The organism is Williamsia muralis (assembly GCF_002735905.1).
Lineage (GTDB): Bacteria > Actinomycetota > Actinomycetes > Mycobacteriales > Mycobacteriaceae > Williamsia > Williamsia muralis_A.
Map to the genome: position 1 here is coordinate 455,864 of NZ_PEBD01000010.1, position 22,925 is coordinate 478,788.

The window sequence follows — 22,925 nt, forward strand, 5'->3', positions numbered from 1 at the left end:
GGTGATGGTAACGCTGAATCGCCGGCGTCACAGTAGATGCCTTCAAGCAGGGTCCGCACCGAGGAAGTTGAGGATCACCGGATTGACGACATTCGGGGTCTCGATCGGGATCAGGTGCGTTCCGGGAAGCACTGCCAGTCGTGCATTCTGCAGATTCGCAACGATGTCGAGGCTGTGCGCCACCGTCACCTCGTCGTGGTCACCCTGCATGACCAGCGTCGGTGCGCTCACGCGCGACAGCGATGCCAGGTCCATCTCGGGTTCGCTCGCAATCATCGTGGTGGTCTTCTCGAATACGACCGGGAAATGTTCATCGCCGTCCGGTGAGGTCTCCGCGTAGTCGGACCGTAAGAATTGCACGATCTCCGAATCGATGTCGTCGAGGGAGTCGAGTAATCCGCCGCTGGCCCGTCCGGACGAGTTCAGGTATTGCCCCAGGACGACCATCCGGTTCACCAGGTCGGGACGCTTGAGGGCGACGAGAAATGCGATGACGGCACCGTCGCTCCAGCCGACCAGGTGCGCCGGCCCGCCGACGATCCCGTCGAGATAGGCGATGGTTTCTTCGGCCATGTCCTCGTAATGGAACTCATCGGTGACGTCGGCGCTGTGTCCGTGACCATGCCGCTCGGGGGCGTAGACCGTGTAGCCGGCATCGACGAAGGGCTGGAATTGTCCGCCCCAATCCGCGGCCGAGGAGAACGCGCCGTGCAGTAGGACCACTGCGTCGCCCTCGCCGGCCACCTGATGCCACACCGGCGTGTCGGCAGACGGGTGGTTTATTTTGACGTATCCGGTGTACTCGGTGGTCATACGTTCGAGTTTTTCAGATCACCGGCCGTGTCGTGTTGCGAATGAGCGCGATAGCGGGCGAGTGACCGCTATTGGACCGATAGGGTCGAAATCATGGTGAGTACTAGTACGAGGGTGACCCTGTCCGACGGGGTTGTCGAGGGTGTTCGCGACGGCGACATCGTCCGCTGGCGTGGCATTCCGTTTGCCGCACCCCCAGTTGGTGACCTGCGACTGCGAGCACCCGCGCCCGCAATCGGGTGGGAAGGTGTGCTCAAGGCCGACAGCTTTCGGAACGCTGCGCCGCAGAACCCGAAGTATGCGCTGGTCGAGCGCGGGCGCAAGCAACCTGTCAGCGAAGACTGCCTGACGGTCAACGTGGTGGCACCGGCACGCACGTCGAACAAGCCGCGGGCGGTGATGGTGTTCATCCACGGCGGTGCGTACATCCTCGGATCCACCGCCACGCCGCTCTACTACGGCCACGACCTCGTCCGGCGCGGCGACGTGATCTTCGTGTCGATGAACTACCGGCTCGGTCCGCTGGGCTATGGGGACTTCACCAAATACTCCACCCCGGAACACCCGTTTGAGACCAATCTGGGTTTGCGTGACCAGGTGGCCGCGCTGCAGTGGGTCAAGGACAACATCGCCGACTTCGGAGGCGACCCCGACAACGTGACGATCTTCGGGGAGAGCGCCGGTGGCAACGCCGTCACCACGCTGATGGCCACCCCGGCGGCCGGCGGCCTGTTCCACCGCGCCATCGCCGAGAGTTCTGCGCCGATGCTGACGCTGCACCAGCACTACGCGCAGCGATTCGCCGACAAGATGGGCGAATTGCTGACCGCCGACACCGGCATCTCGGACGTGGCCGAAGCCCTTGCCTCGGCGTCGCTGGCCGACATCGGCCGCGCCGGGCATCGGTTGGCCAGGTGGGTCACCAGGGACACTCCCGGTCTGCTGCCGTTCGGGCCCGTCGTCGACGGCGACTACCTGCCCGTGGCGCCTGTGGAGGCCTTTGCCGACGGTTCGGCCCATCAGGTACCGATGATCATCGGTACCAACAAGAACGAGGGAACACTCTTCAAGCGTCTGCCGCAGGGCATGTTGTCCACCGAAGAGGTCATCACGGAGATGTTCGCCAACACCGAACCCGACGCACAAGATCGAATCACGGCTGCCTACAACGGTTACCCCAGTCCGCGATCAATGGTGCAGTTCGGCGGCGATTACATCTTCTGGGTGGGCAGCGTCGCTGTGACACAAGCACATTCCGAGCACGCGGCCACCTACGCTTACCGGTATGACTACTCACCGAAGGTGATGAGGTGGCTGGGTCTGGGGGCCACCCACGCGTCCGAACTGCTTGCCGTCTTCGGCATCTACCGCGGTAAGGCCGGCCGGCTGCTGACCCAGCTCGGCGATCGACGAGATGCCCTGCGCGTCACCGGTGAGGTGCAGGATCAATGGCTCGCGTTCGCCAAAACCGGCGAGCCGCTGCCGAGTTGGCCCCGTTACACACCGAAGGTGCGCGCCACCAGGATCTTCGACAAGCACTCCTACGTGGAGGTTGACCCGATGCGGGCACGGCGCGAGGCATGGGACGGGTTCGGCGACTACGCTGCGAAGGTCCCCGGCGCCGAAGCCGCCGAGGAAACCCTCGAGAACGTGTGACGGCCGCACGTCGGTGAACATCTGAAGCTGGGAGATGCGAATGCGTGTATTTGGCTCCGCGACCGAGGTTTTGACTGCTGTCGGGAGCGAGTTGGGCAGCAGCGAATGGATCACGGTGACCCAGGAGCGAGTTGACCAGTTCGCCGAGGCGACCGGTGATCACCAGTGGATCCACGTGGACGTCGAACGCGCAAAAGCGGAGAGCCCGTACGGCGGCACCATCGCCCACGGGTTCCTGAGCCTGTCTCTCCTTCCGATGCTGGGCGCGCAGATCTACGGGTTCGAGGGTGTGAAGATGGCCCTGAACTACGGCAGCAACAAGGTGCGTTTCCCGTCTCCGGTCCTGGTGGGATCGAAGGTCCGGCTCACCACCACCCTGGCCGAGGCGACCGACCTCGGCGATGGTGCGATCCAGATCGTGTTCGGTCACACGCTTGCCGTGGAGGGCACGGCCAAACCCGCGGTGGTCGCGGAGATGGTTGTCCGGGTTGTGTTTTGAGGTGTGCTGCGTGGCTGTGCACGGTCGTGGCCGCGATGATCGTCGTCGCCGGATGCGTCGGGTCTGACCCCGACCCGGCGGTGACCACCGAACCGGCCGTCGGCGAGTCGACGACAACAACGGCCCCGACAACACCGGTCGGGAGCGCGATCACGCCGTCCACCCCTGCGTATCTGCCACCGTTCATCGACCATGTGGCCTGGACGCAGACCGAGCAGGGCCCGAGTCTGCAGGTGTTTCCCACCGAGTCGGGACGCAACACGCAGGGCACGGGCGATCTGAACGCCAGCTGGGCCGAGGTGGTCGGGCTCGACCCCACGGCCGACACCCCGGGGATGCGCGACCAGTACGCCTGCCACTGGCGGTTCGCCCGGATAGTAGACCCGGACAAGACGAGCTGGAACCTGGAACCGTGGCGCCCCGTGGTCACCGAGTCGGAGATGATCTCGACCCGCTGCAATCCCGGCGGCGCCGAGGAATCAATTCCCTGACGTCGTCACGGACCGGACCACCTGACCGACGCGCAGCAGTCCGTGTGGGTCATGTTGCTCTGCGAGGGCTCCGAGCCACACCAGGGTGTCCTCGTCGTAGCACCGCGCCAAACGGGCCGGCCCGGTACCCGGTGCGAAGTTGGGCAGCTCACCCACCGACCACGGCGCCACGGCGTCCAGTACGGCGCTCGCATGGGCGGGCACGTGCTCGGCGATCGGCGGCACGAGTGCACCGATCACCATCAAGTTGAACGACGCGCTGCGATGGCAGAAGGCGCTGCGTTGGGCTGCCGGCCGCGACATCGCACCCCCGAGCAACCGGAGTTCGACGACCACCTGAGGCGAACCCGATTGAGGGCCGGTCAGCGCGATGAGGGAGTCGATGGCATCGTCGCTCAGCTCGCCGAGCAGCGTGCTGCGTTCGTGCGTCGGCATGGGGTCGACGGGATCGGCGTGGATCGCCCCCATCGCCGCGTACGGCATCGGCGCCACTGCGTCGATCAACGCTGTTGCGGCGGTGCGGATCGGCGCGAACAGGGCTTCGGCAGCAGCCGGTTCTGCAAGAGATGCGTAGCGGACCGCGAGCGTCAACTTGCCGGCCAGCTGTGGCGGCACGCCTGGCAGCGGAGGCAATTGCAGCAGGGCAATCGAGGTGTTCGTGTCCTCGGGAAGACCCGCACTCCAGTCGCGCCAGACCCGCAGCACGTCGGCAGCGTCGGAACCATCGAAGTAGACGGCGCCACCGTAGATCTCCGATATGGGCAGCAGCTCGATCTCGACCGAGGTGACGATCCCCAGCGTGCCTTTCCCGCCGCGCAGCCCCCAGAACAGTTCGGCGTGGTTGTCGGGGGTGACCTGCAGGACCTCGCCGCGCCCGGTGACCAATTCGAAGGATCGGACATGATCGGACGACAGGCCCACACTGCGCACCAGTGGGCCGATGCCGCCGCCGGTCAGGAAACCGATCACACCCACGTGGGGCGCTGAGCCGGCCAGGGCGGCGAGGCCATGTGCTGCGGCCGCGTCTATGACCTGCTGCCACCGCACGCCGGCACCGACCCTGGCCGTACGTGTCTGCGGATCAACCACGCAGCCGTTCAACTCGGCGGTGTGCACCAGGATCGTCCCCGAATCGATCGGCAGAGCGCCGTGCCCGGTTGCCTGCACGGCAACCGTCAGCCGGAGACGCTCGGCCACCCGCAACGTGGCCGCGACATCGGCGGCCGAGGTGGCGAACACCACTGCGCACGGCTCTGACGGCACCGAGACGTTCCAGGGCGTCGCGCGGGCGTAGTCGGGATCAGCAGGACCGGCGACCACACCGGACACGGCGGCGCGCAGTTCGGTGGCCGGGTCGGCGTGGGTGCTCTCGGTGGTCGTGGTCATCTTGTGTGGACGCCTCTCGTCATCGGGGAAGTCGATGGCAACAGGTTGCGTCACATCACTTGGCATCTGCTTGGCGACGAGTCCAAGAAAACCTCAAGAAGTAAGCCGAATCCGTTTGGTGATCCCGGTGCAGGGTCCGCGTCAGGCCTGCTCACGCGCTGTGCGCACGTCGTCGAGGAGGCCTGCCATACCGAACTCGGCCGCCCGGGTACCGATGTCGTCGAGTTCGTCGAGATGTCGTTCGGCCGACGGACGCAGCTGCCACTGGAGAAGGCGGCAACGAAGAAGGGTCGGTTGCCCGCCGTTGCGCTCGGCGACCTCCGCCGCCACCGCCACTGCCTCGGTTGCGGCAGCGGTGTGGCCCAGCAACATGTGAAGCCTGGCGAGGGCGAGGTCCACAGGGCCGACGGAACTGAGCTGACCGATCACGCCGATGCACCCGGTGAAGGGTTCGAGTTCGACGATGAAGTCTGCGGCGAAGTCGGTCAGCTCGAACTGCGCCACCAGGTGGGCGAGAGCCGTTGCGTGACCGAGCGTGTGCCACACGTGTGCCCCGCGGGTGTCTTGCCGCTGCCGGATGAGTTTCTCGGCCAGGTTCCGGTCGACCGGAGCACCGGGGACGGTGGCCAATCCGGCCGCGATGACGCCGATCATGTCGGTGTCCTCGGCGCTGGCCGCCACACCCTCGATCAGCTCGCGGGCCATCGACGCCTCGTCTTCGGACAGATGGCCCTGCTCGCGGCGCAAGCCCATCAAGGACATGTTGGACTGTCCGGTCACGTACAGCTCGGTCTGCTCGTGGACACGTTTGGCGATGGCCCGGTGGCGGGTGGCCCGTTCGAAGTCGCCGTCCCAGACCGCAACCACCACCTCCATCCAGCGGAGCTGTGCACGCAAGATCGGCAGGTTCAGTTCCTCGCTGCCGTTGATCGCCTGGAGTAGATGGCCCCGGACCGCGTGCACGTCGCCGAGGGTGAACGCAGCCATCGTCGCGATCGAGTGTGCGATCACGGTGTCGAATCGGGCCTGGCTGTGCGCGAAGGTCAGCAGGTCATCGATCGTGGCAATGGCTTCGGCGGCATGGGTTGCGACGCCGGAAAAAGTGATCAACCGGGCCATCATCACCTCGGCGGTGATCTCGGGGTCGTCCGCGATGGCCGCGAAATGCTCTGCCTGGACTATCAATTCGGGTGCCAGAGTCGGGTCGGGGTGATAGCTGTGCCCGACACACAGGGCTCCGAGAACCTGTGCGCGCGCGGCATGTTCGTCCGCGACAATTTGTTCGGCGCGAAACAGCAGGGCCAGCAATGGCGCCGGGTCCTTGCCCGGGGTCACCCACGGCCACCCGCCGCCCGAACGCAGCAGCGAACCGGCCAGTTTTCCGATGGTCGCGGTCTTCTCGGTGCGGATGGCCATGGCCAGTTCCGTTTCGACCGTGTCGAGTACGGTCTGGCCACGGCCCGAGCGTGACAGCGCCTCGAGATAGGACACGGTGAGGCCGTCCCGCTCTGCGTCGTCCTGATCGGCTGCGGGCAACAGGTCGTAGGCCACCAGTGCCTGATGCCACCAATTGGCCGCGGACTCGGAGTTCCATCGCTCGGCGGCAGCGGTGGCGGCCGCGATGCAAGCCGCGACCGCGTCGCGGGCCTCCACCAGAGGCAGCGCGGCCATGAGATGTTGTGCGCGCCTGCCCAACACGTCCGAGCCCGATGCGCCTTCGAGTACCTCGCCGACTTTGGCGTGCGCGCGTTTACGACGCAGCGTCGGCATCTGGGCCAGCACTTCCTCGCGAAGCAATCCGTGGGCGAACGCGTAACCGTCGGTGCCCGGGGCCGCGGCGATGATCCGGGCATCGGCCGCCTCGTCGAGATGGTCGGCGAGCGAATCGATGTCGAGGCGGGTGGTGGCCGAGAGCAGCGCCACGTCGATTGCGTCCCCGATGACAGCGGCCATCCGGAGCACTTGCAGCACAGCAGGATCGAGGCCGGCCAGCCTCAGGCCGAGCACGGAGCGAACTGCCTGGGGCAGTTCGCCGGCGTCACGTTCGTCCTTGGACAGGCGTGCGTATTCGGAGACGAACAGCGGATTGCCGCCCGTGCGTCTGATCAGGCGGGAGACCTCCGTGTCGGACAGGGCTTCGTCGGCGATCTCATTGGCCAGTGTCGCGGCATCGTCATCGGCCAGTGCCGACACGACGATCTGACGATTGCCACCTCCGCGGGCGACCGCGCTGAGAAGCCGGCCCAGCGCGGTCCCGTGCTCACCCTCACGCAGAGTGATGATGAAGCCCACCGGGTGCCCGTGCACAGCGGTCGCCATGGAGGCGAGCGCGCCCACCGACATCGCGTCGGCCCATTGGGCATCGTCGATCACGACCGCCAGAGGTGTTGTCGCCGAACTCTGTTCGATGACGCGCTGTACCCGGTCGTACGTGGTGAAGCGGGCGGTGTCGGCGTCCACGCCGGCCTGGGTGGTGAGGATCTCGGCGGGGTCGCAGCCCAGTGCCTCCACGAGCTGACGGGCGGGCCACCAGGCGGGCGCGCCCTCCTCGGGATTGCGGGCCCACACAGCGCGACCACCCAGGGTCTGCATTCGCTGGGCGGCCTCGTCGGCGAGTCGTGTCTTTCCGATGCCAGGCGGGCCGATCAGGATGAGCCAGCGTGTGTTCCCCGCGACCACCTCGCCGAGCAGCCGGCCGATGTGGTCGATCTCGCGCGCGCGGCCCACGAGTTTGCCGCTCGAGGCGGCAGCCGAGGCCGGCACCGGCTGATCCGGAACCGCCTCGGGTTCGGGTGAACGGATCTCGCCGGCGCCAGACCAGCTGGGTTTGCGGGGCCACGCGGCCAACTCCGGGTCGTGGCGCAGGATGGCACCCTGCAGCTCGCGCAGCTCGGCGCTCGGTTCGAGTCCGAGATCGTCGTCGAGTCTGCGCGCATGTTCGGTGAACACATCGAGGGCTTCAGCCGAGCGGCCCGCCCGGTGCAGCGCCATCATGTGCAGCCAGCAACTGCGATCGCGATAGGGCTGCTCGGTCTGCAGTGCCACCACATCGGCGAGTGCCTGAGGAACGCGCCCCAGCGCCAGGAGCGCGGTGATCCGGTTCTCCCGGCACCCGCTGCGGAGTTCTTCGAGTCCGGCCGCCTCGGTCTGAACCCAGCTCTCGTCACCGAAACCGTCGAGCAGCTGTCCGCGCCACATGCCGAGAGCCCGATCGGACGTCTCCAGGGCCGGCGCCCAATCCTCGCGGTCGGAGGCCTGGCGGGCCGAATTGGCCAGGTCCAGGAACTCGTCGATGTCGAGTTCGGAATCGTAGATCTCAAAGATGTACCCGTTCGACTGCCGCCGGATGGGTGAGGTGCCGACCGCGTCGTTACGCAGCGCCCGGCGCAGATTCGAGATGTAGGCCTGCAGGCTGGACGTGGCACTCGGGGGTGCGTCTTCTCCCCAGATCGCGTCCGACAGCCGGTCGATGGAGACGACGGTGCCGCGATTGAGGAGCAGCAGCGCCAGTACCATCCGCTGCTTGGGCGATCCGAGCTCGACGACCTGCGAGTGGTCGGCGCGACGGACCACAGACAGCGGTCCGAGCAACTGATACCGCATCGCCTGCCTTCCGGTCCGGGCCGCTTCGCCTGCGTCGCCCGAATTGAGAGCTTAGGCGATCAGCGGCCCCGGCGTGCCCTTGCCGAGCAGGTTCGAGCCAGCGGAAGGCGAAAGTCTCAGAAACTGCTGCCGAGCAGCGGTTTGCTGGAGGTGGGAACCCGTCGGCGCCCAGAGCCGGCGGACCGTTTGGAGCCGACCACACGGCATACCAGGTAGATGACAAACGAGATGGTGGTGACGAAGGCGGAGACCGGCAGACCCGGCGCCAGCGACAAGACGATACCGCCGACCGCGGCGATCTCAGCGAACAAGATGGACAACCCGAGCACCACCGTGGGGTTCGACGACACGCGCATGGCGGCTGCGGCCGGGGTGATCAGCAGCGACATCACCAGAAGAGCGCCGATGATCTGCACACTCTGGGCCACAGCCGCGCCGAGCAGCACCGCGAACACCACCGAGAGCAGCCGCATCGGCACTCCACGGGCCTCGGCCACGCGGGGGTCGGTGCTGGCGAACAGCAGCGGCCGATAGATGACAGCCATCGCCGCGACCACGACGACAGTGGTGATGACCACGGCCTCGGCGCCCTGGGTGCCCGCGTTGATGGCCTGCCCGGCGAGCAGGTTGAATCCGGTTCCGATGCGTCCCGGGTTGAGCGCGATGAACAGCACCGCCAGTCCGAGGCCGAACGCCATCACGACGCCGATCACCGAATCACGTTCGCGCACACGGTTGCCGAGCAAACCGAAGATGACGGCCGCGACGATCGCCCCGATCACGCCGCCGAGGTTGACGCTGAAGCCGAACAGCAGGGCGGCAGCGGCGCCGGTGAACGACAACTCACTGGTGCCGTGGACGGCAAACGACATCTGGCGGCTCACGACCATCGGACCGAGGACGCCGCCGAGGATGCCGAGCAGCGCGGTCGCCACCAACGCCTGCTGGACGAAGTCGTAGGAGAGCAGGTTCATCGTGGCGTCGAAGTCGAAGAAGTCCGACCACTGGGCCTTCATTCCTTCACCTCGACATCGCGGGTGGGCAGGTGGTGGAGGTCACCGCTATCACCGTGGCAGGCGGATTCGTCGGCGCCGACGACGATCAGCCGGCCCTGCACCTCCAGGACATCGACACGCGTCTGGTAAAGCTCGCTGAGGGTCTCCGACGTCATGACCTGCGCCGGCGTCCCGATGCGGAACCGGCCGTCGACGAGGTAGACGACCCGATCGACGTACGGGAGGATCGGGTTGATCTCGTGGGTGACGAACAGGACGGCGGTTCCGTGGTCGCGGCGACGGCGGTCGATCAGCGCGGCCACCCGGCTCTGGTTGGCGGGGTCGAGACTGAGCAGCGGCTCGTCACAGAGCAACACCGAAGGATCGCCCGACAGTGCCTGCGCAACCCGAAGCCGCTGTTGTTCGCCACCGCTGAGCAGTCCCAACGGGGCGTCGGCGAACTCGCGTGCGTCCACCTGAGCGATCGCATCGTCGACAAGAGCCTTGCGGCGCTTTCGGTTGCGCCATCCGATGCCCCACGCCTGCCCGTCCACGCCGAGACCGACGAGATCCCGGCCACGTAGCGGCACACCCTCATCGTGGGTCTGTTGCTGGGGGATGTACCCGATGCTGCTGTCGCCGGCCCGCAGGCTGCGGCCTTGCACCGCAACCGTTCCCGCGTTCAGCTGGTACTGGCCCAGCAGTGTCTTGAGCAGAGAGGTCTTGCCCGACCCGTTGGGTCCGAGGATCGCGATGAACTCACCGGGGGCCACGGTCAGGTCGAACTCGTCCCACAGCACCCGCTGCCCGAACATCAGGCGCGCGCCGCTGATCGTGACGGCGGCACCGATGTTGTCCAGAAGTGATGCCGATTCGGGCTGGGTCATGAACTGCGCTAACTGCTTGGTGTCGGTCTGGTCGAACACGGTGGCCGATCAGGGAGTGGCTGGTTTGGACGCCAGGGCGGACGTCAGAGACTCAACATTAGCCTTCTGCCATTCGATGTAGTCGGTGGTCCCGGCGGGCAGGGTCTCGGTGAAGTCGACCACCGGCACGCCCGACCTGGTCGCGATGTCGAGAAGTGCCTTGGTGCCCTCGTCAACTGCCTGCGTGTTGTAGATGAGGGCGCGCACCTGGCGTCCCCGCAGCAGATCCTGGGTGGCCGCGATGTCGCGGGCCGACGGCGACTGCCCGGCCTCGACCGCGTCCTGCAGACCGGCGGGGGTGACATCTTTGAGTCCGGCGTCGAGTAGCAGGTAATAGGCGAGCGGTTCGGTCTGCGCAACCGGGGCATCGGGGTTCGCGGTCTTGATGGCGGCGACCTGCGCAGTCAATTCGTCGAGCCGCTTGTCGAACTCGGTGACGTTGTCGCGGTAGGTCTGCGCGTTGGCGCTGTCTTTCTCCGACAGGGCCTCGGCCACCTTGTCGGCGACGAGTCCGGCGACCGCGAGATCGTAGAAGACGTGCTCATTGGCGCCGCCCGCTCCGTGATGGTGGCCGGACTCCTCCTCGTGGCCGGATTCCTGGGAGCCGCTTTCGTCGTGGCCTGCTTCTTCGTGCCCTGCTTCTTCATGGCCCGGTTCTTCGTGCCCACCCTCGGCGAGTTCGAAGGCGTTGATCACGACGGCATCGGAACTCTTGGGCGCGTCCTCCATGTAGGTGTCGTAGTGCCCACCGTTGAGGACCACCACACCAGCTTCGGAGACCTTGGCCGTGTCCTGTGCGTTCGGTTCGAACTCGTGCGGGTCTCCGGTGGGGGAGTTGTACAGCGACGTCACCTCGGCCTTGTCGCCGGCGACCGCAGCGGCGACCGAACCCCAGACGTCGGTGGAAGCCACGATGGACACCTTGCCGTCGGCGGTGGTGCCCCCGTCGTCCGAGGAGCATCCGGCCGCCAACGCGGCGGTGAGGGAGACGGCGGCGGCAACCGCCAGGGGTCGGGACCAGGTGCGCATCGGGGAGTGACCTTTCACGTCGAGACGATGGCCCGCCTCATCGAGGCGGGGGCTCCATCGGGTAGACGCTAATGATAACCGTTACCGACAGCCAGGCGAAATCAGCCTGGCGACACCACGGCCGGCGTCACGAACCGTTCGATGACAGCGCGCTCCTCGGCGGCGTCGGTGCCGGGAGTTGTCAACAGCGACAGAATCATTCGTACGATGAACTGCGCTCGCAACGCTTCATCGGCGCTCGGGTCTACGGAACCGCCTGTGGGGTCGTCGGAGACAAACGCCGTGACGATCTTCTTGATCAGCGCGGACGACGATCCGAGTTCGGCCGCCACGCTTGCCGAGCCGGGGCGAAACCAGGAGTGCAACACCGGGTCGGCGCGCACTGCCTCGACCGCGGTGACAATCGCGTCGGTGGTCCGCTCTGCCGGGTCGGCGTCGTCGGTCACACGCTCGGCGATCTGCCGCGACAGCGCACGGGCCTCGCGTTCGACAAAGGCCATCTGCAGTTCGGCGCGGGACGGGAAGTAGCGGTAGAGCGTGGCCCGCGAGCATCCGGCGGCCGCGGAGATCTGGTTCATGTTGACCGCATCCACCCCGTGCTCGGCGAATAGCTCGGCCGCGACGTCGAGTATGCGGCCGGCAGCGATGGCCGATCGGCTCTCGCCCAGCCAGGAGGCGGCCGTCACCGGTTGGTCCGCACAAGCAGTCTGGTCGGACGGCGTACGTAATTGCCCTTGGCGTAGGTGATCGAATCGGCGTCGACCTCGAAGTCAGGGCAGCGCCTCAGCAGCTCTTCCAGGGTCACCCGCACCTGCATGCGCGCCGCTGCCGCCCCGAGGCAGTGATGGCCGCCTCGACTGAACGTGAGGATCTGGCGGGGGCGCCGATGGATGTCGAGTTGGTCCGCGTCGTCACCGTAAACCCGCGGATCGCGATTGGCCGCGCCGTAACAGAGCAGGACTTTGCGACCCGCCGGAATGGTCACGGGTCCGTCTTCTGTCTCGACCTCGGTGTCGACTGTGGTGGTCCGGGCAAGGCCCTGGACCGGCGAGGTGAGACGGAGGAACTCCTCGATCGCCCCGGTGATGAGTTCGGGCTCGTCTGCCAGTTCGCGCCGCTGCCCGTGGTGTTCGCCGAGCAACGCTGTGGCACCGCCCAGTACTCCGGTGGTGGTGTCGTTTCCCCCGGTGACCATGGTGAAGGCGAAGGCGAGGATCGACAGCAACCCCTCGGTGTTGCCGTCCTCGCCGACTCCCGCCCTCACCAGATGCGACACGGTGTCGTCGCCGGGATGCTCTCGCCGATAGGCGATCAGCGTGCTGAAATACCCCATCAGCTCCACCACCGCCGCCGATGCGGCTTCGCCTGCTCGTGCCAGATCTGAGCTGTCGGCGCCGACGATCGCCTCGGTCCAGCCGTCGAACGCGCGCCGGTCCGACTCCGGTACGCCCAGGTAGTGCGCGACAACCATCGACGGCAGGGGTTTGAACAGGTCTGCGACCACGTCGCCTTCTCCGGCATCGAGGAGGACATCGAGCCGGTCGGTGACAAAACGCCGCACCGCGGGCTCGACGTCGGTCACCTGCTTCGGGGTGAACCCGCGGGCCACCAGCTTGCGGAAGTCGGTGTGCGCAGGCGGGTCCTGCATCACCATGGGCGGGTTGTCGACGAGGCCGAGGCTCTCGAGTTCGCCATAGGTGACGGTGAGGCCTGCGGTGGAGGTGAAGGTGCGCCAGTCGTCGGCGGCGCGGCTGACGTCGCCGTGTCGGGTGAGCACCCAGAAGTCGCGGTCGGGACGGTCGGTACGGACGCGATGGACCGGGTCATGGTCGCGCAGTGCCGTGTACATCGCCCAGGGTTCACGCCATGTCTGCCCAGAGCGCAGGGTGAACTCGGCTGGATATGACACATTGGCCTGCATGTCTCAACAGTGAGACACTTGGGCCAATGTGTCAACCCTCTTGTGCTGTCAGGCTCCCGAGGTGTGCGGCATGAGCGCACCCGGCGGGATGTGGCCGAACTTGCCGGCGTTGAAGTCGTCCATCGCCTCGATGAGTTCGGCGCGGGAGTTCATCACGAACGGCCCATACTGGAACACCGGCTCACGGATCGGGCGACCCCCGAGCAGCAGCACCTCGAGTGCGGGGCGGTTCGAGTCCTGTTGTTGCGCAGCGGAGATGGAGATCCGGTCACCGGGTCCGAGGACTGCGAGCTGACCCTGCTGGATGGGATTTCCCACCGGTCCCACGGTGCCGCGCCCGGACAGGACGTAGACGAGTGCGTTGAAGTCGCGGTTCCACGGCAGGTTCAAGGCTGCGCCCGGCTCGATGGTGGCGTGAGCCAACGTGATCGGTGTGTGGGTCGACCCCGGGCCGGTGTGGCCGTCGATGCCGCCTGCGATGATCCGCACCAGCGAACCTCCGTCGGGCGAACTCAGCAGGGTGGCTTGGTTGCCTTCGATCGACTGGTAGGCCGGGGTGGCGAACTTCGCCTTCTTCGGCAGGTTCACCCACAGCTGGACCCCGTGGAACAGGCCGCCACTCTCGACCAACTCTGCGGGCGGTGTCTCGATGTGCAGGATGCCCGACCCGGCCGTCATCCATTGTGTGGCGCCGTCTTCGATCAGGCCGCCACCGCCATGAGAATCCTGGTGGGCGAACCGGCCGTCGATCATGTAGGTCACGGTTTCGAATCCGCGGTGCGGGTGCCAGCTGGTTCCACGCGGCTCGCCGGGCTCGTATTCGACCTCGCCCATCTGGTCCATGTGGACAAAGGGGTCGAGGTCGGTCTTGGAGACGCCGGCAAAGGCCCGGACGACCGGGAAACCCTCACCCTCGTAACCGCGCGGTCCGGTGGTCACCGACCTGACGGGCCGCTCGGTGTCCGTCGCGACGGGGCCGGCGATGCGGGGCAGGGTCAAGGTATCGGCTGTTACGGCGGGCATGACGTGCTCCTTAGGTGGAGGTGGTTCGTACAGCCAGTATAACCGGACCGCGGTCCGATTCATTCCGTGACCACGGTCGCTGGTCCGTGCCCCCAGAGCCACACCATTAGTGTGGACTCATGGGCACCACCATGGGCCAGGTCGAGGCTCCCGACGGCACGCGCATCAGCTATCGGGTCGCCGGGCGGGCCGCCGACGCAGACAGCCCGGCACTGCTGCTCATCCACGGTTGGGCTCAGTCGTCCACCTGCTGGGGCGATCACCTACTCGAACTCCTCGGGCGCGGGCACCGGGTCATCGCGATGGACCTGCGCGGGCACGGCGAGTCCGGCGTACCCCCGGGCGCGACGTCTGCCGAGAACTTCGGACCGGCGAACTTCGCGATTGATGTGGCTGCAGTGCTCGCCGCCGAGGTCGGACCCGGGCAGCCGGTGTTCCTGCTCGGCTGGTCATACGGCGGGCTGGTCGTGTGCGACCACCTCGCGACCCTGGGGCGAGCGTCGGACACCGTGGCAGGTGTCGTCCTGGTGGGAGCGACAACCTCGATGGGGCGGGGTAAGCCCGGTGGCCGGATCGGGCCGGCGATGCGGGCCGCACTGCCCGATGCGTTGTCCGACGACCCGAAGGTGGCAGTGGCGGCGTTGTCCGACTTCGTCGCCGCGGTGACACCGCTCGGCGACGGTCCCACCATTCAACGCTTCCTCGGCACATCGCTGGCCACCGCACCGGCGGTGCGCAGCGCACTGTTCGGCCGCGGCGCCGACCACGACGACGTCCTGGCGGCTCTCGACGTGCCCGCACTGGTCATCCACGGCACCGCCGATGCGGTGGCCGACATCTCGTGCGCCGAACATGCCACGTCGCTGATCCCCACAGCCACCGCGGAGTTCTGGGAAGGCGGCGGTCACGCACCGTTCGTCGACGATCCCGACACCTTCGCGCGCCAGGTGGAGGGCTTCGTCACCGAATCCGTCCGGAGCTCCGAGCAGGGCAGGGGAGTCCGGTCGTGAGTCCGGCCGGTGGTCCCGCGGTTCCGCGGCGGGTGGCGCTGATCTCGGTGCACACGTCCCCGCTGGCCCAACCCGGGGTCGGAGATGCCGGTGGGATGAACGTCTACGTGTGGCAGACCGCCAAACGTCTGGCGCAACGTGGTGTCGAGGTCGAGATCTTCACGCGCGCAACATCCTCGGCAGATGAGCCCGTGGTGGAGGCTGCCCCGGGGGTGACCGTGCGGAACGTGGTGGCCGGTCCGTTCGAGGGGCTGGACAAGCGGGACCTGCCCACTCAGTTGTGTGCGTTCACGGCGGGTGTCCTGCGGGCCGAGGCGGGACGGCCGGTGGGCTACTACGACCTCGTCCACTCGCACTATTGGCTGTCAGGACAGGTCGGCTGGCTGGCCCGCGACCGATGGGCAGTACCTCTCGTGCACACCGCACACACTCTCGCCGCGGTCAAGAACGCCTCGCTCGCCGAGGGCGACACCCCCGAACCGCCGATGAGGCAGGTGGGTGAGCAGCAGGTCGTCGATGAGGCCGACCGTCTGATCGTCAACACCGAAACCGAAGCGCAGCAACTGATCTCGATCCATCACGCGGACCCGTCGCGGATCGACGTGGTCACCCCCGGCGCAGATCTCGAGTGTTACACGCCGGGGCCTCGGATCGACGCCAGGCTCGACCTCGGACTGGACCCTGACGAGGTGGTGGTGACGTTCGTCGGCCGGATCCAGCCACTCAAGGCTCCGGACGTGTTGCTTCGGGCCGCGGCGCCGCTGATCCGTCGCGGACTCTCGAACGGACGAAAACTACGGGTACTGGTGGCCGGTGGACCGTCCGGCTCCGGGTTGGAACGCCCCACGTCGCTGATCGAGCTCACCCGTGACCTCGGTATCGAGTCGTCCGTGACGTTCATCCCGCCGCAGTCGCCCGAGTCGCTGGCCAAGGTGTACCGCGCGTCGAATGTGGTTGCGGTGCCCAGCTATTCAGAAAGCTTCGGATTGGTCGCCATCGAAGCGCAGGCGGCCGGGATACCCGTGCTCGCCGCGGATGTGGGCGGGCTGGGGGTGGCCGTCGACAACGGCGTCAGTGGTGTCCTGGTGGACGGGCACGGCATCGACCGCTGGACCGGGGAACTCGACCGTCTGCTGGGAGACGAAACCGCCCTCGCGGCAATGGGAGAGGCCGCGCACCGGCACGCCCAGAATTTCTCGTGGGATCACACCGCGGATCAGCTGCTGGCCAGTTACGGCAGGGCCATCGACAGCTTCCGGCGAAATCGTGCACAGGTATCGAATGCGCCCGATTCGGGTACAACCCAGTCGCAGAGCGACCTCTCAGAAGAAAGCACTCCGCACGGAGTCGTGGCCGAACCCGAAGCCCGACCTCTGGCCCGGATGGCACGCCGGTTCGCCGGACGTAGAAATGGGGCACGAACATGACATCACAGATCACCTCAGAGCTCGGTTCGACGATCGACCGATTCCTCACCGAGCGCGAGATGACCTTCAGCCGTAAGGATTCCGGCGGCAAGGACGCCGACTACTTCGTAGTGGATCTACCGGGTGAGAAGAAGCTCAAGACCACGGTGCTGCTGACCGCAGCCCCACACGGATTGCGGATCGAGGCGTTTGTCTGCCGCAAACCCGACGAGAACCACGAGGGCGTCTACCGCTGGATGCTCAAACGCAACCGACGGCTCTACGGCGTGGCGTACACGCTCGACAACTCAGGCGATATCTACCTGGTCGGCAGGCATTCTGCGGAGTCGATCACCGACGCCGAACTGGACCGGCTGCTCGGGCAGGTCCTCGAAGCAGCCGACGGCGACTTCAACGTGCTCCTGGAGATCGGGTTCATCACCTCGATCCGGCGTGAATGGGCATGGCGGGTCTCGCGCGGTGAGTCGCTGAACAACCTCAAGGCGTTCGAGCACCTCATCGACGGTGTCGGGTCAGAGGGGGCGCCTGGTCGATCGGTGCCGTCGCACAACGGCAACGGCGGCGCGCCCCGGTCGCACGGTGAGCGTGCCCGCGGTGACGGCGGTGCACACCTTTCCGGGGGCGATGGGACGACCTCCGCCGGTGGTGCGCCGATCGGCAGTATGGAGAAGGGTCGCGAAGAGGGCGACAGCGGCCGGCCACGGGCATTCGACGCGGCAACCCCGTCGTCGGACGTCGGTCTGGACGACTAACTGTCCGATTCGGCAGACCCTGACAACCGGCATTGCTACTGTTGTTGACTGATCGTCAACAACAATGCCGGAGGCCGAAGAATCATGAGTTTCAAGAGTCCCTTTCCCCCTGTGGAGATCTCCGAGGATTCGATCTACGAGACGTTGTTCGGGTCGATCAGCGAGGAGGACCTGGATCGGACCGCGCTGATCGACGCCGGCGCCACCGAGGGCACCACCTACCGCGAGCTGATAGGCCGGATCAACGCGTTCGCGGGAGCCCTGGCGGCCCGTGGCATCGAGGTGGGCGACAAGGTGGCGCTGCTGTCGCCGAACACCTCGGCGTTCGCGTTCGCGTTCCACGGCATCCTGCGCGCGGGCGCCACTGCGACCACCGTCAACGCGCTGTTCACCGCGCCCGAGATCGCCAAGCAGCTCACCGACTCGGGTGCCAAGATGCTCATCACGATCACCCAGCTCGGTGACCAGGCCAAGGCGGCAGCAGCGCAGGTCGGTCTGCCCGAGAGTGCGGTGATCTTGCTGAACGGGCCCGGAGAGGCAGAGAGCCCCCACCCGAATGCGCTCGATCTGCTGGGTGCCGGCCTCGCGGCACCGGACGTCAGCTTCGACCCGGCAACCCATCTTGCGGTCCTGCCGTACAGCTCGGGCACCACCGGCAACCCCAAGGGTGTGATGTTGACCCATCGCAACCTCGTCGCGAACGTGGCGCAGATTCAGCCACTGCTGAACATGCAGGCGAGCGACTCGGTTCTCGCGGTGCTGCCCTTCTTTCACATCTACGGCATGACTGTGTTGCTCAACGCCGCACTGTTCAACCGCGGCCAGCTGGTTGTGATGCCGCGTTTCGACCTCGAGCAGTTCTTGACGTCGGTGCAGGACTACAAGTGCAGCTACGTGTTCATCGCGCCACCGGTGGCGGTCGCTCTCGCAAAACATCCGATGATCGACGAGTACGACCTGTCGTCCATCCACACGATCATGTCGGGTGCGGCGCCACTGGACGAGGTGCTGGGAAATGCGGTCGCCAAGCGGCTGAACACCCGGGTCATCCAGGGCTACGGCATGAGCGAGCTGAGCCCGGTCAGCCACGCCATGCCCAGCAAACCCGGCGACGGTCCGGAGGCGCCGCTGTCGTCGTGCGGTTGGCCGATCCCGAACACGGTCAACAAGATCGTCGATCCGGCGACCGGCGACGAGATCGACATCCCGGCCGAAGGCCTCAGCGAGCCGGGCGAGCTGTGGGTGGCGGGCCCGAACGTCATGGCGGGCTACCTGAACAACGACAAGGCCACCAAGGAGACCATCGACGACGACGGGTTCCTGCACACCGGTGACATGGCACGGGTCGATGCGAACGGTTGCGTCTACATCGTGGACCGGCTCAAGGAGCTCATCAAGTACAAGGGCTACCAGGTGCCGCCCGCCGAACTCGAGGCGTTGCTGCTCACCCATGACGATGTCGCGGACGTCGCGGTCATCGGCGTGATCGAGGCCGACACCGGCGAGGAGATCCCGAAGGCGTTCGTGGTCAAGCGCCCCGACGCCGAGCTCACCGAACAGCAGGTGATCGACTTCGTCGCCGGACAGGTCGCGCCGCACAAGAAGGTCCGCGAGGTGGAGTTCATCGACGCGATCCCGAAGAGCGCGGCAGGCAAGATCCTCCGCAAGGATCTGCGCAAGCCCGCCTGATCCCAGAGACGCTCCACAATACGAAGACGATCCACCTGGTAGGTGGATCGTCTTCGTATGTCCGGCGTGTTCGCGAAGGTTTGTGGCTCAGACCTTCTGGCTTGCCTGCGCGCTGTCGTTGGCCTCGATCGCCCCGGGCGAGGCCGGCGGCCGTACGTACTTGTTCGGGATGCACAACGCCAGTAGGGCAGCGCCGATTGCGGCGATACTGCCGACGATGAAGACCAGCCGGAAACTGGACTCCGACGGAACGCTCTGGCCACCGCCGAGATCAATGACCGAACTGGCAAGGATTGTTGCGAGCAGGGCTGATGCGATGGCGGTACCGATCGAGCGCATCAGCGAGTTGAGGCTGTTCGCCGCTGCCATCTGGTGGAGCGGAGCCGCGGACATGATGAGAGCGGGCATCGCCGAGTATCCGATCCCGACACCCGTGCTCACGATGATGTTGGCCACCAGGATCTGCCATGGTTCAGCCATGAGGAAGACCGATGTCACATAACCGGCCGCGATGACCGAGGCGCCGATGAGCAGTGTGAACTTCGGACCGATGGCGATGTTGAGCCGCGCGGACACCGGGGACAGGAACATCATCATCAGTCCACCCGGCGCCAGGATCAGGCCGGTGGCCAGGATCGTCTCGCCCATGCCGTAGTCGACAACTCCGGGAATGTTGGGGATCTGCAGCAGCTGCGGCGCGGACAGGCCGATCGCCATGAGCGAGAAGCCTACGAGCACGGACGAGGCGTTGGTCAAGACGATCACCGGCTGCCGAGACGTGCGCAGATCGACCAGTGGCGTCTTCGTGCGCAGTTCGAACCAGCCCCAGAGGGCCAGGATCACGACACCGGCAGCGGTGAGCCCCAGCGTCGTGACACTGGTCCAGCCCCACGTCGCACCCTTCGACAACGCGAGCAACAGCGCCACCAACGCGGTGGTCAAACCTGCTGCGCCGATGATGTCGAAGGTGCCCGGTGACTTCACGTGCGACTCGCTCACCAGCGTGAACACCAGGATGAAGGTGAAGGTGGCGAGACCGGCAGAGGTCCAGAACAGCACGTGCCAGTCAAAGGTCTGCGTGATCCAGGCGGCGACCGGCAAACCGATGGCACCGCCGACACCCAGGGTCGCGGACATCGTTGCGATGGCCCCGGGGACCCGCGCCGGCTCCAGCTTGTCCCGCAGCAAACTGATGCCGCAGGGGATCAGACCCATCGCCAGGCCCTGGAGTCCACGACCGACGATCATCGGAACCACAAGCGATGTCAGAGCACAGATGACGGACCCGATGATCATCGCGGCGATACATCCCAGGATGACGCTGCGCTTGCCGAACATATCTGCCAATCGCCCCGCGATCGGCATGCCCACCGCGGCCGCGAGCAGCGTTGACGTGATCACCCACGACGCGTTGTCGGCGCTGGTGTTCAAATACTCCGGCAGCTTGCCGACAATCGGAATCACCAGCGTCTGCATGAACGATGCCAGCAACCCCCCGAAGCACAACACCGCGATGAGCAGGTTCGGGTTGGGACTGGAGTTCGACTCGCTTTTCATTACTTGCATCATGCATGCAAATGAGTTCGCCAAACAAATCGGACACGCGTGCTGACCTGCACGCGGAGCCCGGGTTGGCCGGTTTGTGACTACGTCAGCATGCGGGCGCGTAAGCGATCCAGGTCACCTGGGGTCACGCGGCAGGCCGTCAGATAGTCGTCGAACGTGCCGAACTCCTCCAGGGCGGCCTCCCGCGCGCTCTGTAGGTAGTCGGCCTTCACCCCGAGGAGGTCATCAGAGATCTCGATCGGTTCGCCGCCCTCCGATGGACCGTAGATGCGCTGCAGGTGCGCGCGAAGGGCGTCGATGTCGCCGTTGCTCTCCAGGTAGTCGGCCATGATCTCGTCGGGATCCACCGCGAGCGCGGTGAGCACGGCAGCCACCACCCAGCCGGTGCGGTCCTTGCCGGCTGCGCAGTGCACCAGTACCCGCCGTTCGGGGTCACCGAGCAACTTGATCACCTGGTCCACCGTGTTCATCGCTCCGGGGAGCGCGGGCATCTGTGCGTAGACGTCGTACATGTAGCGGGTGCGGTTGGCGATGTAGTCGTCGCCCGACATCTCGTGGGGTGCCTTACCGTCCGGCCGGAGATCGAAGGGGACGATGTGCACATCGATCGAGTCCGGAACGCGGTCCGACCCGCTCTTCTCGATCTCCGCGTAATCGCGCAGATCGAAGACATCGGTGACGCCCAGGTTGATGAGATCTTGCCCGCCGGTGTCGTCGAGGTTGCTCAGTTCCGAACTGCGGAACAGCAAACCCGAAGCGACGCAACGGCCTTCGGTGGTCTTGAGGCCGGATACATCACGGAAATTCCACGCGCCTGAGAGCATGGCGTCAGTGTAGGGGGTCGATCCGCGCGGTGTGTTGTTGTTGTGTGGCCTCGATCGACCGATAGGTGTCGAATGCCGCGCCGGTGGGCCTGTGGAAAACTACTGCTCTATGAGCAACGGAACCCTGATCTTGATGCGTCACGGTGAAAGCGTGTGGAATGCGTCCAACCAGTTCACCGGTTGGGTCGACGTTGCCCTCACCGAGAAGGGCGAGGCCGAAGCGGTACGCGCCGGCGAGCTGCTCGTCGAGCACGATCTGCTCCCTGACGTCCTGTACACCTCGCTGCTCCGGCGCGCGATCTCGACCGCTCAGATCGCCCTGGACAGGGCCGACCGCCATTGGATCCCGGTGGTGCGTGACTGGCGGCTGAATGAGCGGCACTACGGCGCTCTGCAGGGTCTGAACAAGGCCGAGACGAAAGAGAAGTTCGGCAACGACCAGTTCATGTTGTGGCGCCGTAGTTACGACACCCCGCCTCCGGTCCTGGAGACGGGCAGCGAGTACAGCCAGGACGCAGATCCCCGGTATGCGGACCTGCCGGCAGTTCCGCAGACCGAATGCCTCAAGGATGTGGTCGACCGATTGATCCCGTACTACAACGAGGCCATCGTCGCCGACCTCAAGGCGGGCAAGACGGTGTTGGTGGCTGCGCACGGCAATTCGCTGCGAGCTCTGGTGAAGCACCTCGACGGGATTTCGGACGACGACATCGCGGGGCTGAACATTCCGACGGGTAATCCGCTGCGCTATGACCTCGACGACAATCTTCGGCCGGTCGTCAAAGGCGGGGCATATCTAGACCCTGAGGCTGCCGCTGCGGGGGCCGCGGCGGTGGCGGCACAGGGCAGTAAATAGCGAGCAATCGCTCTTTCTTTCCGATCGGAAATTCGGCATCAAGTGATTGCCGCATCCCGCTCTCGTACCCGTTGATCAGGTCTACCCTGGTCTCATGATGGCGCTTGCCCATCTGACCGGCGAATCCAGCTGAGGCGGGGGAGCATTGCATGGCAAATATCCGCGTGACACATTCTCAGGCCCAGGAACGGTATGAGATCTTCGACGGCGAGCAATACGTCGGATATCTCGACTACGTCAGTGAGCCCGAGCAGGTGGTGCTGACCCACACCGTCGTGCTCGATCAATTCAGCGGCAAAGGTTATGCCGGACACCTGGTGAAATATGTCCTCGACGATATCGAGCGCTCCGGGAAGAAAGTCGTACCGCTGTGCTCGTACGTCGGATATTTCATCGAACAACACCCGCAATATGCGCCGATGGCCACCGAGGTCACCCGCTGATCCACCCTGGACGTCA

At 65.9% G+C, this 22,925-nt stretch carries 19 protein-coding genes and 1 pseudogene; 9 read left to right on the plus strand and 11 right to left on the minus strand.

All coding sequences use genetic code 11. The annotated features are described in order from the left end of the window. Positions 1-42: 42 nt before the first annotated feature. Positions 43-813: an alpha/beta fold hydrolase gene (locus CSW57_RS15870; protein WP_099383684.1), complete on the minus strand. Its 771-nt coding sequence runs from the start codon at positions 811-813 to the stop codon at positions 43-45. A 93-nt stretch (positions 814-906) separates the two neighbouring features. Between CSW57_RS15870 and CSW57_RS15875 the strand changes: the two genes are divergently transcribed. The 3 genes from CSW57_RS15875 to CSW57_RS15885 are packed head-to-tail and all read left to right on the plus strand — an operon-like array spanning position 907 to position 3,459. Continuing rightward, positions 907-2,469, plus strand: a complete 1,563-nt coding sequence (locus CSW57_RS15875) for a carboxylesterase/lipase family protein (protein ID WP_099383685.1) — start codon at positions 907-909, stop codon at positions 2,467-2,469. A gap of 40 nt (positions 2,470-2,509) precedes the next feature. After that, complete coding sequence (locus tag CSW57_RS15880) at positions 2,510-2,968, plus strand: MaoC family dehydratase (RefSeq protein WP_030172773.1); 459 nt, start codon at positions 2,510-2,512, stop codon at positions 2,966-2,968. A 35-nt stretch (positions 2,969-3,003) separates the two neighbouring features. Beyond that, a complete protein-coding gene (locus CSW57_RS15885; RefSeq protein ID WP_099384520.1) occupies positions 3,004-3,459 on the plus strand; it encodes a DUF2599 domain-containing protein in 456 nt (151 codons plus the stop codon). On the opposite strand, the gene CSW57_RS15890 is transcribed toward CSW57_RS15885, so the two are convergent. The 8 genes from CSW57_RS15890 to CSW57_RS15925 all read right to left on the minus strand — a co-directional run bounded on the left by CSW57_RS15890 (position 3,448) and on the right by CSW57_RS15925 (position 14,342). Next, complete coding sequence (locus tag CSW57_RS15890) at positions 3,448-4,845, minus strand: FAD-binding oxidoreductase (RefSeq protein ID WP_099383686.1); 1,398 nt, start codon at positions 4,843-4,845, stop codon at positions 3,448-3,450. The two genes, CSW57_RS15885 and CSW57_RS15890, sit on opposite strands and share 12 nt — an antisense overlap. Before the next feature lie 141 nt (positions 4,846-4,986). Further along, positions 4,987-8,448 carry a BTAD domain-containing putative transcriptional regulator gene (locus tag CSW57_RS15895; protein ID WP_099383687.1) on the minus strand — a complete coding sequence of 1,154 codons (3,462 nt, stop codon included), beginning with the start codon at positions 8,446-8,448 and terminating at the stop codon, positions 4,987-4,989. 116 nt (positions 8,449-8,564) lie between these two features. Continuing rightward, on the minus strand, positions 8,565-9,464 hold the full coding sequence (locus CSW57_RS15900; RefSeq protein WP_099383688.1) for a metal ABC transporter permease: 900 nt from the start codon (positions 9,462-9,464) through the stop codon (positions 8,565-8,567). Beyond that, entirely contained in the window at positions 9,461-10,330 is an 870-nt protein-coding gene (locus CSW57_RS15905; protein ID WP_099384521.1) for a metal ABC transporter ATP-binding protein, read from the minus strand. Before CSW57_RS15905 ends, CSW57_RS15900 begins: the two co-directional genes overlap by 4 nt. A 48-nt stretch (positions 10,331-10,378) precedes the next feature. Continuing rightward, entirely contained in the window at positions 10,379-11,398 is a 1,020-nt protein-coding gene (locus CSW57_RS15910; RefSeq protein ID WP_099383689.1) for a metal ABC transporter solute-binding protein, Zn/Mn family, read from the minus strand. A 101-nt stretch (positions 11,399-11,499) separates the two neighbouring features. Beyond that, on the minus strand, positions 11,500-12,084 hold the full coding sequence (locus CSW57_RS15915; RefSeq protein ID WP_099383690.1) for a TetR/AcrR family transcriptional regulator: 585 nt from the start codon (positions 12,082-12,084) through the stop codon (positions 11,500-11,502). Further along, positions 12,081-13,319, minus strand: coding sequence for a cytochrome P450 (locus tag CSW57_RS15920; RefSeq protein ID WP_099383691.1), 1,239 nt, complete (start codon positions 13,317-13,319; stop codon positions 12,081-12,083). Before CSW57_RS15920 ends, CSW57_RS15915 begins: the two co-directional genes overlap by 4 nt. Positions 13,320-13,367: 48 nt before the next feature. After that, positions 13,368-14,342 (minus strand): pirin family protein, encoded by a 975-nt coding sequence (locus CSW57_RS15925; protein WP_062797264.1) that lies wholly within the window; start codon positions 14,340-14,342, stop codon positions 13,368-13,370. 119 nt (positions 14,343-14,461) lie between these two features. Here CSW57_RS15925 and CSW57_RS15930 point away from each other — a divergent pair, with 119 nt between their 5' ends. The 4 genes and pseudogenes from CSW57_RS15930 to CSW57_RS15945 all read left to right on the plus strand — a co-directional run bounded on the left by CSW57_RS15930 (position 14,462) and on the right by CSW57_RS15945 (position 19,220). Continuing rightward, complete coding sequence (locus tag CSW57_RS15930; protein ID WP_223249297.1) at positions 14,462-15,352, plus strand: alpha/beta fold hydrolase; 891 nt, start codon at positions 14,462-14,464, stop codon at positions 15,350-15,352. Continuing rightward, positions 15,349-16,779 (plus strand): D-inositol-3-phosphate glycosyltransferase, encoded by a 1,431-nt coding sequence (gene mshA / locus CSW57_RS15935; protein WP_099383692.1) that lies wholly within the window; start codon positions 15,349-15,351, stop codon positions 16,777-16,779. Before CSW57_RS15930 ends, mshA begins: the two co-directional genes overlap by 4 nt. Then, positions 16,776-17,378, plus strand: a pseudogene (locus CSW57_RS15940) (YbjN domain-containing protein); the annotation flags it as partial. The gene mshA and the pseudogene CSW57_RS15940, both read left to right, overlap by 4 nt. Positions 17,379-17,615: 237 nt before the next feature. Continuing rightward, positions 17,616-19,220 carry an AMP-binding protein gene (locus CSW57_RS15945; RefSeq protein ID WP_099383693.1) on the plus strand — a complete coding sequence of 535 codons (1,605 nt, stop codon included), beginning with the start codon at positions 17,616-17,618 and terminating at the stop codon, positions 19,218-19,220. A gap of 87 nt (positions 19,221-19,307) precedes the next feature. Here CSW57_RS15945 and CSW57_RS15950 read toward each other — a convergent pair whose 3' ends face one another. Together CSW57_RS15950 and CSW57_RS15955 are read right to left on the minus strand one after the other, a co-directional pair. Continuing rightward, positions 19,308-20,777 carry an MFS transporter gene (locus CSW57_RS15950; RefSeq protein ID WP_099383694.1) on the minus strand — a complete coding sequence of 490 codons (1,470 nt, stop codon included), beginning with the start codon at positions 20,775-20,777 and terminating at the stop codon, positions 19,308-19,310. Positions 20,778-20,866: 89 nt separating this feature from the next. Continuing rightward, complete coding sequence (locus tag CSW57_RS15955) at positions 20,867-21,610, minus strand: tyrosine-protein phosphatase (RefSeq protein ID WP_099383695.1); 744 nt, start codon at positions 21,608-21,610, stop codon at positions 20,867-20,869. A gap of 109 nt (positions 21,611-21,719) precedes the next feature. Here CSW57_RS15955 and CSW57_RS15960 point away from each other — a divergent pair, with 109 nt between their 5' ends. Continuing rightward, positions 21,720-22,466 carry a phosphoglyceromutase gene (locus tag CSW57_RS15960; RefSeq protein ID WP_099383696.1) on the plus strand — a complete coding sequence of 249 codons (747 nt, stop codon included), beginning with the start codon at positions 21,720-21,722 and terminating at the stop codon, positions 22,464-22,466. 149 nt (positions 22,467-22,615) lie between these two features. Further along, positions 22,616-22,909 carry a GNAT family N-acetyltransferase gene (locus CSW57_RS15965; protein WP_023961312.1) on the plus strand — a complete coding sequence of 98 codons (294 nt, stop codon included), beginning with the start codon at positions 22,616-22,618 and terminating at the stop codon, positions 22,907-22,909. Positions 22,910-22,925 lie beyond the last annotated feature (16 nt).